The sequence below is a fragment of the Bradyrhizobium genosp. SA-3 genome (assembly GCF_004212635.1).
In the GTDB taxonomy this organism is placed as follows: Bacteria; Pseudomonadota; Alphaproteobacteria; order Rhizobiales; family Xanthobacteraceae; genus Bradyrhizobium.
Window position 1 is genome coordinate 1 of the sequence record NZ_PSRT01000044.1, and the last position, 14282, is coordinate 14282.

Here is a 14282-nt window from a genome sequence, read left to right on the forward strand (position 1 = left end):
CAGATGGAAAACCCGGCGGATCGCCGTACGGTGGCAGAGTGGGGCGAGGCGATGGCGCTAGGGGAGCGAACCTTGATGCGCCTCGTCGTCGCCGAGACCGGCATGACGTTCAGTCGTTGGCGCCAACAACTGCACATCATCATCGCGCTTCAGCGGCTGTCGGCGGGAGATTCAGTGCAAGCTGTATCCGAGGTTCTCGGCTACGACTCCGTCAGCGCTTTCATAACGATGTTCAAGAAAGCGCTTGGCAAATCGCCGGCGCGGTATTTTTCCGACCGTGCTAAGCGAGGCGAACAGACGCCCGCGGCTCATCTCAGTTAGAGAAGCTGGCCTTTTGAAAGTGGGACCGGCTGTCGTGGATGGCTCGAAGTCCTCCCGCGACAATATTTCCGCTCATGAACAGGACCGGAAATCGGTGATCGCCCGGTTCGTTCTCATGACCGCGATCCCGTCCACGGACGTCCGTTGTGACTGACGTCTTTTGCTCTTGCATTGAGAGCGTCGACTTTGCGTGTCCCCTCGTGGTTTGAGCGGAACGGCGCCGCCGCGAAAGCGCTACCTTATGCGTCCTTCTTCAATTCTATCAGAGTTGCTCGTTTTTGATGATCTCGATGCCGAATCCCGCAAGCCCCTTGAAGTGATGGGTGGATGATGTCAGATGGCGGATCGAGGCTATGCCAAGATCTCGCAATATTTGCGCCCCAACGCCGATCTCGCGCCACTGCCGGTCACGGTGCTCGTCCGAAGAGGACGATGGGAGCAGGGGGGCCGGTGGAACACCAGCCGCACCGTCTCTTAGATAGACGAGCACACCACTTCCGTTCTCTTTGAAGCGTTGCAGCACAACATTCATCTTTGCTTGTGCCTCTCCCGAGAACATGTCCCGGATGATGTTCGGCTTGTAAAATCGGGTCAGTACGTTCTTGCCGTCGCCGATCCCGCCATACACGTATGCCACGTGATGGATCGGATCAAACGGCGTACGATACGAATATCCCTGCAGCGGACCAATCGGGCTGTCGGCGGTCACACTTGAGACCCTTTCAACCAACTTCTCACGCGCCTGCCGGAAGCCAATGATGTCGGCAATAGTTACGTATTTGAGAGCGTGCCTGGCGGCGAAATCTCGAACTTGCGAGCCCTTCATCACGGACCCGTCGTCGTTCATCAGTTCACTGATTACTCCAACTGGAGCCAGTTTGGTCAACCGGCACAGGTCGACCGCAGCTTCAGTATGACCCGACCGCATCAGGACGCCACCCTCCTTCGATATAAGAGGGAAGATATGGCCAGGACGTGCAAAGTCGCTTGCGCTGACATTGCAGTTGGCCAGCGCCCGGCAGCAGGAGGCGCGTTCTTCAGCTGAGATTCCGGTCCCGCCATCAGGCTTGTAATCGATCGAGACAGTGAAAGCGGTGGTGTGGTTGGACTCGTTGTGGACGACCATTGGATCTAGTCTCAAACGACGCGCCTGCTCTAACGTGATGGGTGCGCAGACGATTCCAGAGGTATGGCGGATAATAAACGCCATCCTTTCAGTTGAGCAAAGAGACGCCGCGACAACGAGATCTCCTTCACCTTCTCGATCATCATCGTCCGCGACGACGACAATCTCTCCTTCGGAGAATGCTTTCAGGGCGGCAGAAATCGAGGCCATCATGTGTCCCTCGGTCCGTTTGGTGCGCTCAATGACGAAGTTTGTGTTCGACGCCCCAGCTTTAGCCCGCTATTGCTTTCGCTGATCCAGCCGTTTCACGTAACAGGAACTTCTGAATCTTTCCGGTGGAGGTTTTCGGAAGCGGGCCAAAAATTACTGATTTCGGTGCCTTGAACCCTGAAAGCTGATTTTTGCAAAAAACAATGAGTTCGGGTTCTGTTACAGCGGAATTGTCCTTGAGCTCGACAAAAGCACACGGGACTTCGCCCCATTTCGCGTCCGGCTTGGCCACCACGGCAGCAAACAACACGGCCGGATGCTTGTAGAGCGCGTCTTCCACCTCCACCGATGATATGTTCTCGCCCCCTGAGATGATGATGTCCTTCGATCGGTCTTTGACGATGACGTAGCCATGTTCATCCAGAACGCCGAGATCGCCGGTGTGGAACCAACCGCTCTCGAAGGCCTGCCGGGTGGCTTTCTCGTTTTTCAAATAACCTTTCATCACCATGTTGCCGCGGAACATGACTTCGCCGATCGTCTCGCCGTCACGCGGTACTTCCTGCATCGTCTCGGGATTCATGACCGTGACGGCGTCCTGCAGATGGTAAGGCACGCCCTGCCGGCTCTTCATCTTCGCGCGCTCGGCGGCGGGCAACTCGTCCCAACCAGGTTGCTCGGCGCAGACGGAGGCGGGCCCGTAGACCTCGGTTAGGCCGTAGACGTGCGTGAGCTTTATGCCGATGCTCTCAGCGCCTTCGAGCACTGCAACCGGAGGCGCAGCGCCGGCGATCAGGCCCACGACGCCGCGGGCCGCATTGCGCTCCAACGCGTCGGGCGCGTTGATCAGCATATTGTAGACAATCGGCGCGCCGCACATGTGGGTAACACCGTGCTGCTTGATCAGCTCGAAAATCCTGGTCGGCTCGACCTTGCGCAGGCAGACATTAATGCCGGCAGCTGCTGCCAGGGTCCAGGGGAAGCACCAGCCGTTGCAGTGAAACATCGGCAGCGTCCAGAGGTAGACCGGATGCTGGCCGAGATTGCCGGCGAGGATGGTGCTAACGGCGCTCAGATAGGCTCCGCGATAGTGCGTTACGACCCCCTTTGGATCACCCGTAGTTCCAGAGGTATAACTGAGGGCAATTGCATCCCACTCATCATTCGGATGATGCCACGCGAAGGCGGGGTCGCCGGATACGAGTGCAGTTTCGTAGTCGATGTCCCCGATTGCAGCGCTCGAGAAGTGATTGTCCCTGACATCGACGATCAGTGGCTTCGGTCCGGATAGGAGGGCGATCGCCTCCCTAATCAGGTCTGCAAATTCTGGGTCGACCAGCAGGACTTTGGCGCCGCCATGATCAAGCTGAAACGCGATGCTGGCGGCGTCAAGCCGAATATTTATGGCGTGAATGATCGCTCCGATCATCGGTATTGAAAAGTGCGATTCCACCATGGCCGGCACGTTTGGCAGCATCACGGCGACAGTATCGCCGCGACGGATGCCGTACTGATCCAGAAAGGAGGCAAACCGCCTGCAACGCTCGAAAGTCTCCTTCCACGTGAAGCACCGTTCCTCGTAGATGACACTAGTGAGATTCGGATAGACGTGGGCGCTGCGCTGTAGGAAGCTCACCGGGGTCAACGGTACATAATTCGCTTTCACTTTATCCAAGTTCTTGTCGAATGGACTGATCGTCATCTGTTCTGGAGCCATTGGGTTACATCGTGAATCAGAATGAGTGTCGATGGCCACCGTGATTGGAGTCGCTCTCAACGGTCGCTTCTGACATCGCATATTTTTTGGCGGCTAAAGGCCGGCCGTGCCGTGATCAAAGATCCGCGAAGTCTCCAAGTTCATTCCGCCGTCGGGCCGAGCCTGAGGCGAAGCATCATATTGGGATTTGGTGGGTCTCTCGATGCGCCTAGAAGCAGGGTTGCCCGACTTGATCTGAACGGGACGGTTTGTGTCGATAGGAAGCACAGTCTTATGGGAAATCCGCTTCAGCGCCAGGCTTGAGCGAATGCTGGAAACACCTGCGATCCGTGAGAGCTTGTTCACGATGAGGTCTTCAAGAGCCTCGATGTCTGATACCATGACGCGAAGGAGATAATCGCTATCTCCCGTCATGAGATAGCATTCCATCACCTCACCCAGGCGATCTATTGAGCGCGTGAAACTGTCGAGGGACAATTGAATCTGCTTTTCAAGTTTGATCTGTATGAAGGCAGTGACGCCGATGCCGAGAACTGCTGGATCCAGCACAGCGATTCTTCGGTCAATGACTCCCAGCTTTTCGAGGGTGCGAACTCGGGCGAGGCAGGGGGATGGTGAGAGATTGACGCGAGAAGCGAGCTCAACGTTCGTCAAGTTCGCGTTCTGCTGCAGTTCATTCAAGATCTTGATATCGATCCGATCTAAAGCTGTCGTCGTCATGTCGGTTTCTCCCGTGGGCAAGCGTTCGTTATGGCATCGAGGCCCGGCCCCCCGCGTTATCTCGCGTGATGACATCTCGATGAAACGAATGCTAACCGCTGCCTGGGCTTGTAGAATTTCGATAAAATGACGACTTATATCGAAAAACGGACAATCTATGCGGCGCTGCCAAATCTATTCTGCATTGCCGAAAAGGCTCGTTTGGCTGTTGCCACGGCTGTGTGCACAATGATTGCAGAATGAGCAACGGCCTCTGGCAGCAATTGCGCAGCCTCTGCTAACCTCTCGTGGCGAACGCATTTAGTGGAGCTGGATCCCTAGCAAGAGCAGAGATCTTAGGAGCTTCGCTTCACCATTCCCCAACTAGCTTGAAATCCGGTAGGGCAGTATGTCCCTGCAGTCTCGATCGATGTTCAATCTGCTCTTGAGCGGAGGGATCGCGCGCTGGGGACAGCTGGTGCGCTCGCAGATTCGACAGGAGATTCCGATCGGCTCGTAGGTGCCCTTGTTGGTGAGGTCGAGCCCGTCCGCATAGACGAAATCCTTGGCGTAGGAGACTTCGCATCCGAGCGCGATGGCGTAGCGCGGGCGCGGCGAGCCGAAGCCGCCGCGGCCTTTCGAAAGTTCGGTCGCAATGCAGAGAAACCTGACACCGTCCGGCGTCTCGGCGAGTTGCCGAATGATCTGGCTGGGTGCCTCGAACGCCTGATGAGCGTTCCAGAGCGGGCACGCCGCCCCGTAACGTGCGAATTGCAGCTTTGCCGCGCTATGTCGCTTGGTGATGTTTCCGGCGCGGTCCAGCCGCGCGAAGAACACGGGCACGCCCTTGGAGCCCGGTCGTTGCAAGGTGGACAAACGATGGGCCACCTGCTCCAGGCTCGCGCCGAACCTCGTGGCAATCAGCTCCAAATCGTGGCGCAAGTCTCGCGCGGATTGCAGGAATCTTTGATAGGGCAGAATGAGAGCGCCGGCGAAATAGTTGCGCAATCCCGCCGCGCAGACGTTCCGCGCATCGGCGGATCGAAAAGCCGCTTGGTCGGCAATCTGGCCAATGCGCTCCTCCTCCTCGAGGGCGGCGATTTGCAGTGCGATCTGGAAGTTTCGGGTTGGCGTGGGAAGGTAGGGGCTCAGCCACAAGGTGCGGGATGCACGATCGAATTGCCGTAACGAATTTTCGTGCGGTCCGCTCTGGCGGATCTGCACGCCATGTCGGGCCTCCAGGTGGTTGACCAGCGCCGTGGTCGTATTGTTGTCGGGAATGCCGAGGCGCTCGGCGAGCGCCTCGGCGGCGGTATCGAGCTCGTGGACGTAGTTGTCGACCAGATGAAAGAAGTCGCGGACTTCTTCGTAAGCGGTCGGCTCGCCGGCCCAGTTGACTATCTGGCCGTCCAGACTGGCGAGCTGCTCGCTGTTGCGCCGGTACGCCTGGTGCGCGTTGAGGAGCGCTTGCGCGAAACCCGGCGCGTTCTGAACGACGAGTTTCAGCTCCTGCATGTTCGGCGCGTAGGGCGCAAAGATCGGATCGGCCAGCGCTTCCGTCAGCATCGACATGACCCTGTCGTTGTCATTGACCGACAGCGAACTGAGGTCGATCTGAAAGCGCTCGGCGAGAAGCACCAGGACAGAGGCCGAAACCGGCCTCTGGTTGTTCTCGATCTGGTTCAAATAGCTAAGTGAAATTCCGAGCCGTTCGGCGAACGCCTTTTGAGTGAGCTTCTTGCTCTCCCTCACTTCGCGGAACCGTCGCCCAATAAATAGCTTTCCAGTCATTTGCAACTTCGCAATTTGCAATTTGCAAGAATGTAACATGCGCAGTTGTGCATGTTCAAGCCTTCTCAAGGTCGGTCTTGCGGTTGTATCGCGGGAGAAGGGCCCGCGTACCGTAACGGCGGGGCCATCGAGGAGAATTCCGTGATCTCGACCATTGAAGCCCTTGAAGACCGTCGCGCCGGCGCCAGGCTGGGCGGCGGGGAAAAGCGCATCGAGGCACAGCATGCCCGCGGCAAGCTGACCGCGCGCGAGCGCATCGAGCTTCTGCTCGACAAGGGATCGTTCGAGGAGTTCGACATGTTCGTCGAGCACCGCTCCACTGAGTTCGGCATGGAGAAGAACAAGATCCCCGGCGACGGCGTCGTCACCGGTTGGGGCACCGTCAACGGCCGCAAGACCTTCGTCTTCGCCAAGGATTTTACGGTGTTCGGCGGCTCGCTGTCCGAGACGCACGCGCTGAAGATCACCAAGCTCCAGGACATGGCGATGAAGGCGCGCGCGCCCATCATCGGCCTCTATGACGCGGGCGGCGCCCGCATCCAGGAGGGCGTCGCCGCGCTAGCCGGCTATTCTTACGTGTTCCGCCGCAACGTGCTCGCCTCGGGTGTGATCCCGCAGATCTCCGTCATCATGGGGCCCTGCGCCGGCGGCGACGTCTATTCGCCCGCCATGACCGACTTCATCTTCATGGTGAAGAACACCAGCTACATGTTCGTCACAGGCCCGGACGTGGTGAAGACCGTCACCAACGAGGTCGTCACCGCCGAGGAGCTCGGCGGCGCTTCGGTGCATGCGACGCGCTCCTCGATCGCGGACGGCGCCTTCGAGAACGACGTCAATGCGCTGTTGCAGATGCGCCGGCTCATCGACTTCCTGCCGTCCAACAACACCGACGGCGTGCCGGAATGGCCGAGCTTCGATTCGATCGAGCGCATCGACGATTCCCTCGACACGCTGATCCCCGACAATCCGAACAAGCCCTACGACATGAAGGAGCTGATCTTGAAGGTCGTGGACGAGGGCGATTTCTTCGAGATCTCGGAGGCCTTCGCCAAGAACATCGTCACGGGCTTCGGCCGCATCGCGGGCCGCACCGTCGGCTTCGTCGCCAACCAGCCGATGGTGCTGGCCGGCGTGCTCGACAGTGACGCCTCGCGGAAAGCCGCGCGCTTCGTCCGCTTCTGCGACGCCTTCAACATCCCGATCGTCACCTTCGTCGACGTACCGGGCTTCCTGCCGGGCACCGCGCAGGAATATGGCGGCCTGATCAAGCACGGCGCGAAACTGCTGTTCGCCTATTCGCAGTGCACCGTGCCGCTGGTCACCATCATCACCCGCAAGGCCTATGGCGGCGCCTTCGACGTCATGGCCTCCAAGGAGATCGGCGCCGACATGAACTACGCCTGGCCGACCGCCCAGATCGCGGTGATGGGCGCCAAGGGCGCGGTGGAGATCATCTTCCGCAGCGATTTAGGCGACCCCGGCAAGATCGCCGCGCGCACCAAGGAATACGAGGACCGCTTCCTGTCCCCCTTCATCGCCGCCGAGCGCGGCTACATCGACGATGTGATCATGCCGCATTCGACGCGGCGGAGGATCGCAAGGGCGCTCGCGATGCTGAAGGACAAGAAGGTGGAAGCGCCGGCCAAGAAGCACGACAATTTGCCGTTGTGAGATCGCAGTGTTCAAAAAGATTCTGATCGCCAATCGCGGCGAAATCGCCTGCCGGGTCATCAAGACTGCCCGCAAGATGGGAATTCAAACGGTTGCGGTCTATTCAGAGGCTGACCGCGATGCCCTCCATGTCGAGATGGCCGACGAGGCGGTGCTGATCGGCCCGCCGGCCGCGGCCGAGAGCTATCTTGTGATCGAGAAGATCGTCGAAGCCTGCCGCAAGACGGGTGCCGAGGCCGTGCATCCCGGCTACGGCTTCCTGTCCGAGCGCGAGGCGTTTCCGCGCGCGCTAGAGGCGGCCGGCGTCGTCTTCATCGGCCCGAACCCTGGCGCGATCGCGGCGATGGGCGACAAGATCGAATCCAAGAAGGCGGCCGCGAAAGCAAAAGTCTCGACCGTGCCGGGCTATCTCGGTGTCATCGAGGACGACAAGCACGCGGTCAGGATTGCCGACGAGATCGGCTACCCCGTGATGATCAAGGCCTCCGCCGGCGGCGGTGGCAAGGGCATGCGCATCGCCCATTCCAAGGTCGAGGTCGCCGAGGGCTTCAACCTCGCCAAGGCCGAGGCCAAGGCCTCGTTCGGCGACGATCGCGTCTTCGTCGAGAAGTTCATCGTCGATCCCCGCCACATCGAGATCCAGGTGCTGGGCGACAAGCACGGCAACGTGATTTATCTGGGCGAGCGCGAATGTTCGATCCAGCGCCGCAACCAGAAGGTCATCGAGGAGGCGCCGTCGCCGCTGCTGGACGAGGCTACGCGCCGCAAGATGGGCGAGCAGGCGGTCGCGCTGGCCAAGGCGGTGAACTATGATTCCGCGGGCACGGTCGAGTTCGTCGCAGGACAGGACAAGAGCTTCTACTTCCTGGAGATGAACACGCGCCTCCAGGTCGAGCATCCCGTCACCGAACTCGTGACCGGCATCGATCTCGTCGAGCAGATGATCCGTGTGGCGGGCGGTGAGACGCTCGCCATCGCGCAGAAGGACGTCACGCTCACCGGCTGGGCCGTGGAATCGCGCCTTTACGCCGAAGACCCGTTCCGCAACTTCCTGCCCTCGATCGGGCGCCTGGTGAAATACCGTCCGCCGGCGGAAGCCAGCCATGACGGCATCACCATCCGCAACGACACCGGCGTGCAGGAGGGCGGCGAAATCTCGATCCATTACGATCCGATGATCGCCAAGCTCGTCACGCATGCGCCCTCGCGCGCGGCCGCGATCGAGGCGCAGGCGACTGCGCTCGACTCGTTCTATGTCGACGGCATCAGGCACAACATCCCGTTCCTGTCGGCGCTGATGCATCATCCGCGCTGGCGCGAGGGAAGGTTGTCGACCGGCTTCATCGCGGAGGAGTTCCCCAAGGGCTTTGCGGTGCGCGTTCCCGAGGGCGAGGTCGCGCGGCGGATCGCCGCGGTCGGCGCCGCCATCGATCACGTGCTCGGCGAACGCAAGCGGCAGATCTCCGGCCAGATGGGGGGGCGCATCGTGCAGCGGGAGCGCCGCCGCGCCGTCTGGCTCGATCGCCAGGAAATCCAGCTCGAGGTCGGACGCGAGGGTGAGGCGATCGCGATCCGCTTCGTCGATGCCGAGGGCAAGGCCGGCCATGCGCATCTATTACAGTCTCCGTGGAAGCCGGGCGATCCGGTCTGGCAAGGCACGATCGACGGCCACTTCGTCGCAGTGCAGGCGCGGCCGATTGCCAACGGCATTCGGCTTGCGCATCAGGGTGTCGAGGTGCCGGTCTATGTCTGGACCGAAACGGAAGCGACGTCCGCACGCCTGATGCCGGTGACGACGGCCTCCGACACCGGCAATAAGCTGCTCTGTCCGATGCCCGGCCTCATCGTCTCGATCGCGGTGACCGAAGGGCAGGAGGTCAAGGGCGGCGAGACGCTGGCCGTGGTCGAAGCCATGAAGATGCAGAATGTGCTCCGCGCCGAGCGGGACGGCACCGTGAAGAAGATCCACGCCAGCGCCGGCGCGACGCTCGCGGTGGACGCGCTGATTCTGGAGTTTTCCTGAGTACTGCAAAGATCGCGGCCTGAGATGGGCAGCCCGTCTAAGGACTTCCGTTTACCTCCAGGCAGAAGTGATGTTGGGCAGCTCGGCGTCACTTGGGACAGAGTGGCGTTGATGAATACCGAACAATTCGCATTGGCATCGGCCTTTTCGCCTGCTTCACGCGAGGACTGGCGCAAGCTGGTTGATGGCGTGCTAAAGGGAGCACCCTTCGAAAAGCTGATTGGCAAGACGTACGACGGCTTGAGAATCGAGCCGATTTACCGCCGAGCGAAAGACATTACGCCGATCGAGGGGCGTGCACCCGCGGCGCCTTGGCAGATCATGCAGCGTATCGATCATCCAGACGCGGCAGCAGCAAACAGGCAAGCCCTCCAAGATCTCGAGAATGGAGCGACGGGCCTGGCGCTCGTCTTTGCCGGGGCCAACTGCAACCGCGGGTTCGGCTTGGACCCAACGGCGGGCGCCGTCGCCAAAGCTCTAGAGGACGTTCAACTTGATGCCGGCATTGGGATTGAACTTCGGATTGGTACACATGAGCGTAAGACCGCGATCCACGTCGCGGAATACGTGAAGTCGGTCGGTCTCGATCCTGCCCTCTGCGACATTAGATTTGGGCTGGATCCGCTGGGCGCGTGCGCCCTCCGCGGACGCAGTCGATACACCTGGGAGGAAATCGCGCGGACGGTTGCCAGCACGATCAAAGGGCTCGTAACGCTGGGGTTCAAAGGGCCGTTCGCTGTGAGCGATGGCCGTATCGTTCATGATGCCGGCGGCTCAGAAGCGCAGGAGCTTGCCTTCGTGCTTGCCTGCGCGGTGGCATATCTGCACGCTATGGAAGCGGCGCGCATTCCGCCGGATCAAGCACGAACTATGATTTATGCGCGACTCGCTGCTGACGCAGACCAGTTTTTGACTATGGCCAAATTCCGCGCGTTACGACTACTCTGGGCGCGCATCGAATCGGCGTGTGGACTTGCGCCAAAGCCGCTGTTCATCGCGGCCGATAGCTCCTGGCGCATGTTGACCAGGCGCGATCCCTACGTGAACATGTTGCGCGCTACCTTGGCGACATTCTCTGCGGGAATCGCCGGTGCCAATGCGATCACCGTTCTCCCGCACACGTTGGCGCTAGGCCTTCCGGACGCGTTTGCGCGGCGCGTGGCGCGCAACACGCAGCTCCTGCTGCTGGAGGAAAGCAATCTAGCCAAGGTTAGCGATCCTGCCGCAGGTGCTGGCGGCATTGAGGCGCTAACAATGGAGCTATGCGAGGCGGCCTGGAGGAGCTTTCAGGAGACTGAAAATGCCGGAGGCATTTTTGCCACTCTCCAACAGGGAACGTTTCAGGCGAAGATCACAGCTACGCGCAGGGCGCGCGAAGCCAATCTCGCGAAGCGCCGCGACCTGCTGACCGGGGTGAGCGAGTTCGCAAACCTTGGCGAAGGCGCAGCGGCGGTACTGAACGTAACACCGATGGCTCTTCCGCCAAACGTTGACCAGAAATACGTATTCGATGCACTGCCACCGATCCGGCTTGCGGAACCATTCGAATCGCTCCGCGACAAGTCCGATGCGATATTGAAGCTACGCGGCATGCGGCCGCGAGTGTTTCTTGCTAGTCTGGGCACACCGACCGACTTTACGGCCCGCGCGACCTTCGCGAAGAGCTTCTTCGAAGCCGGAGGAATTGAGGCTATCGACGGCGCAGGCGTTGCCGACCCAGCCGAGCTTGCCCTCGCATTCACAGGCTCAGGCGCCGAACTCGCCTGCCTTTGCTCCAGCGACAAGATCTATGCGGAGCGCGCCGAAATCTCTGCCCAAGCGCTTCAGCAAGTCGGTGCTAGGCACATCTATTTGGCGGGACTTCTCTCTCAATCCGAGGCCGCGTTTCGGCGGGCTGGCATCGGCAGCTTCATTCACGTCAGTTGCGACGCCTTGGCAACGCTAAATGCCGCTTACGAGTGGATCCAAAACCCGAAGATTTCCTTCGGATAAATGCCAATCGAACGCGAGCACTCAAATGTCATCCATCAGCGGTATCCCGAATTTTGCAAATGTTGCTTTCGAAAGGTGCTCGGTCGTCACCTCTTCTGTTCCCGTCGATCCGTGGGTGACTCCGGAGGGCATTCCGGTCAAGTCAGCATACGGAGAAGCAGATATCGCCGAGCTCGATTTCCTCGAGACCTATCCGGGCATCGCGCCGTTCCTGCGCGGTCCCTATCCGACCATGTACGTCAACCAGCCCTGGACGGTCCGGCAATATGCCGGCTTCTCCACGGCGGAGGATTCCAACGCGTTCTACCGCCGCAACCTCGCGGCCGGACAGAAAGGCCTCTCGGTCGCCTTCGATCTCGCCACCCATCGCGGCTATGACTCTGACCATCCGCGCGTCGGCGGTGACGTCGGCATGGCCGGCGTCGCCATCGATTCCATCTACGACATGCGTACGCTGTTCGCGGGGATTCCGCTCGACCAGATGAGCGTGTCCATGACCATGAACGGCGCGGTGCTGCCGATCCTCGCGCTCTATGTCGCGGCCGCCGAGGAACAGGGCGTACCGCCGGAAAAACTCTCGGGCACCATTCAGAACGACATTCTGAAAGAGTTCATGGTGCGCAACACCTATATCTATCCGCCCGCGCCCTCGATGCGGATCATCTCGGACATCTTCGCCTACACCTCGCAAAAGATGCCGAAGTACAATTCGATCTCGATCTCCGGCTATCACATGCAGGAGGCCGGCGCGACGCAGGACCTCGAGCTCGCCTATACGCTCGCCGACGGCGTCGAATACTTACGTGCCGGCCTTGCCGCCGCCCTCGACGTCGACCGCTTCGCGCCGCGCCTGTCGTTCTTCTGGGCGATCGGCATGAACTTCTTCATGGAAGTCGCCAAGATGCGCGCGGCGCGCCTGCTCTGGGCCAAGCTCCTGAAGCCGTTCAATCCAAAAGACCCGCGCTCGTTGTCGCTGCGCACGCATTGCCAGACCTCGGGCTGGTCGCTGACCGCGCAGGACGTCTTCAACAACGTGATGCGCACGACCGTGGAGGCGATGGCGGCAACGCAAGGCCACACCCAGTCGCTGCACACCAACGCGCTGGACGAGGCCTTGGCGCTGCCGACCGATTTCTCGGCGCGCATCGCCCGCAACACCCAGCTGTTCCTGCAGCAGGAAAGCGGCACCACCCGCATCATCGATCCCTGGGGTGGCTCCTATTACGTCGAGCGGCTCACGCGCGACCTCGCGGCCAAAGCCTGGGGCCACATCCAGGAGGTCGAGGAGCTCGGCGGCATGGCCAAGGCGATCGAGGCCGGCGTGCCCAAGCTGCGTATCGAGGAAGCTTCGGCGAAGACCCAGGCCCGCATCGATGCCGGCAAGCAAGCCGTGATCGGCGTCAACAAGTACAGGCCGAAGGATGAGGCGCCGATCGATATCCTGAAGGTCGACAATACCAATGTCCGCCGGCTTCAAATTGACAAGCTGAAGCGGCTGAAATCCGAGCGCAACCAGAAGGACGTCGATACCGCGCTCGCCGCGCTCACGTGCGCGGCCGGCGAAGGCAACGGCAATCTGCTCGCGCTCGCCATCGACGCGGCGCGGGCCAAGGCCACCGTCGGCGAAATCTCGGACGCGATGGAAAAAGTGTTCGGCCGACACCGCGCCGAGATCAAATCCATCACCGGCGTCTACAAGCGGGAAGCATCCAACATGGGCAACCAGGTCGAGAAGCTTCAGGCGCTGATCGACGCCTTCGAGGAGGCCGAGGGCCGCCGCCCGCGTATCCTGGTCGCCAAGATCGGCCAGGACGGCCACGACCGCGGCCAGAAGGTGATTGCGTCGGCCTTTGCCGATATCGGCTTCGACGTCGACATCGGGCCGCTGTTTGCCACCGCCGACGAAGCGGCGCGGCAGGCGGTCGAGAACGACGTGCACATCCTCGGCGTCTCCTCGCTCGCAGCCGCCCACCTCACCGCTGTGCCTGAACTCAATGCCGCGCTGAAGAAGCAGGGACGCGAGGACATCATGATCATCGTCGGCGGCGTGGTGCCGCCGCAGGATTACGATGCGCTCTATGCCGCCGGCGCCGAGGCCATCTTCCCGCCCGGCACGGTGATCGCGGACGCAGCCGAGGAGCTCATCCACAAACTGAATGCCCGGCTCGGGCATAGCGAGGCTGCATAGCCTGAATACAAACTCACCCGAGTGCTCGTCCGAATATGACTAGCAGGCAGCAATCATGTCGATGTTAGATCGAATTCGTAATGAGATAGATCACCTCCGCGTTCAGGTCGGACGTCACCGCAGGGAAGTGTCTCGACTGCGACATTCAGGAATAGACGTGGGCGCAACGGAAGCGCTCATCGGCAAGATACAGGCGAAAATTCAAGAATTATGCTCGGAGAGAGATGCGCTGAGGAAGATGCAGCCGAGTCCGACAAAGGGTAGGGTCGGTCGTCGGAAATGGTGAATCTTAGAGCTCGCGCAGTAGATATGCAGCGCCAGCTCTTTGTCCGTAGCTGCCGAAATATGCGGCAGAGTTGCCTCAGGCCTCCGCGTTTCGATCAGAGCAGTTCGACCCCAACCGCAACGAGCATTTCTATCGCCGAACCGGTTGGCGAAGAGGAAGCCTTGCGTCCGTAGGCAACAGCATAAAATGCTGATTGGTCATGTGGGGCATGACGACTTTGAACATTAATGCCGAAGGGACAGCGCAACTATGATC

At 60.4% G+C, this 14282-nt stretch carries 9 protein-coding genes; 5 read left to right on the top strand and 4 right to left on the bottom strand.

All coding sequences use genetic code 11. From position 1 onward, the window contains the following. Window positions 1-321, top strand: a 321-nt coding sequence (locus CWO91_RS17140) for a helix-turn-helix domain-containing protein (protein WP_130214628.1), incomplete at its 5' end; no start/stop codon positions are given. A 262-nt stretch (window positions 322-583) separates the two neighbouring features. Here CWO91_RS17140 and ribB read toward each other — a convergent pair. The 4 genes from ribB to CWO91_RS17160 form a co-directional block, all read right to left on the bottom strand. Then, the gene (gene ribB / locus CWO91_RS17145; RefSeq protein ID WP_130214630.1) at window positions 584-1660 is read right to left on the bottom strand and encodes a 3,4-dihydroxy-2-butanone-4-phosphate synthase; all 1077 of its coding nucleotides are present in this window, start codon (window positions 1658-1660) and stop codon (window positions 584-586) included. Between the two features lie 58 nt (window positions 1661-1718). Then, complete coding sequence (locus CWO91_RS17150) at window positions 1719-3374, bottom strand: acyl-CoA synthetase (RefSeq protein ID WP_433995562.1); 1656 nt, start codon at window positions 3372-3374, stop codon at window positions 1719-1721. 93 nt (window positions 3375-3467) lie between these two features. After that, window positions 3468-4094 (bottom strand): Lrp/AsnC family transcriptional regulator, encoded by a 627-nt coding sequence (locus CWO91_RS17155; protein WP_128918405.1) that lies wholly within the window; start codon window positions 4092-4094, stop codon window positions 3468-3470. Between the two features lie 363 nt (window positions 4095-4457). Beyond that, on the bottom strand, window positions 4458-5864 hold the full coding sequence (locus CWO91_RS17160) for a helix-turn-helix domain-containing protein (protein ID WP_130214708.1): 1407 nt from the start codon (window positions 5862-5864) through the stop codon (window positions 4458-4460). A 144-nt stretch (window positions 5865-6008) separates the two neighbouring features. On the opposite strand from CWO91_RS17160, the gene CWO91_RS17165 reads away from it, so the two are divergent. The 4 genes from CWO91_RS17165 (at window position 6009) to scpA (ending at window position 13741) form a co-directional block, all read left to right on the top strand. Next, the gene (locus CWO91_RS17165; RefSeq protein WP_433995563.1) at window positions 6009-7538 is read left to right on the top strand and encodes an acyl-CoA carboxylase subunit beta; all 1530 of its coding nucleotides are present in this window, start codon (window positions 6009-6011) and stop codon (window positions 7536-7538) included. A 7-nt stretch (window positions 7539-7545) separates the two neighbouring features. Next, window positions 7546-9561: an acetyl-CoA carboxylase biotin carboxylase subunit gene (locus CWO91_RS17170; protein ID WP_130214634.1), complete on the top strand. Its 2016-nt coding sequence runs from the start codon at window positions 7546-7548 to the stop codon at window positions 9559-9561. Between the two features lie 111 nt (window positions 9562-9672). Further along, entirely contained in the window at window positions 9673-11553 is a 1881-nt protein-coding gene (locus CWO91_RS17175) for a methylmalonyl-CoA mutase family protein (RefSeq protein ID WP_130214636.1), read from the top strand. A 34-nt stretch (window positions 11554-11587) separates the two neighbouring features. Then, the gene (scpA, locus tag CWO91_RS17180; protein WP_130214710.1) at window positions 11588-13741 is read left to right on the top strand and encodes a methylmalonyl-CoA mutase; all 2154 of its coding nucleotides are present in this window, start codon (window positions 11588-11590) and stop codon (window positions 13739-13741) included. Window positions 13742-14282: the final 541 nt, after the last annotated feature.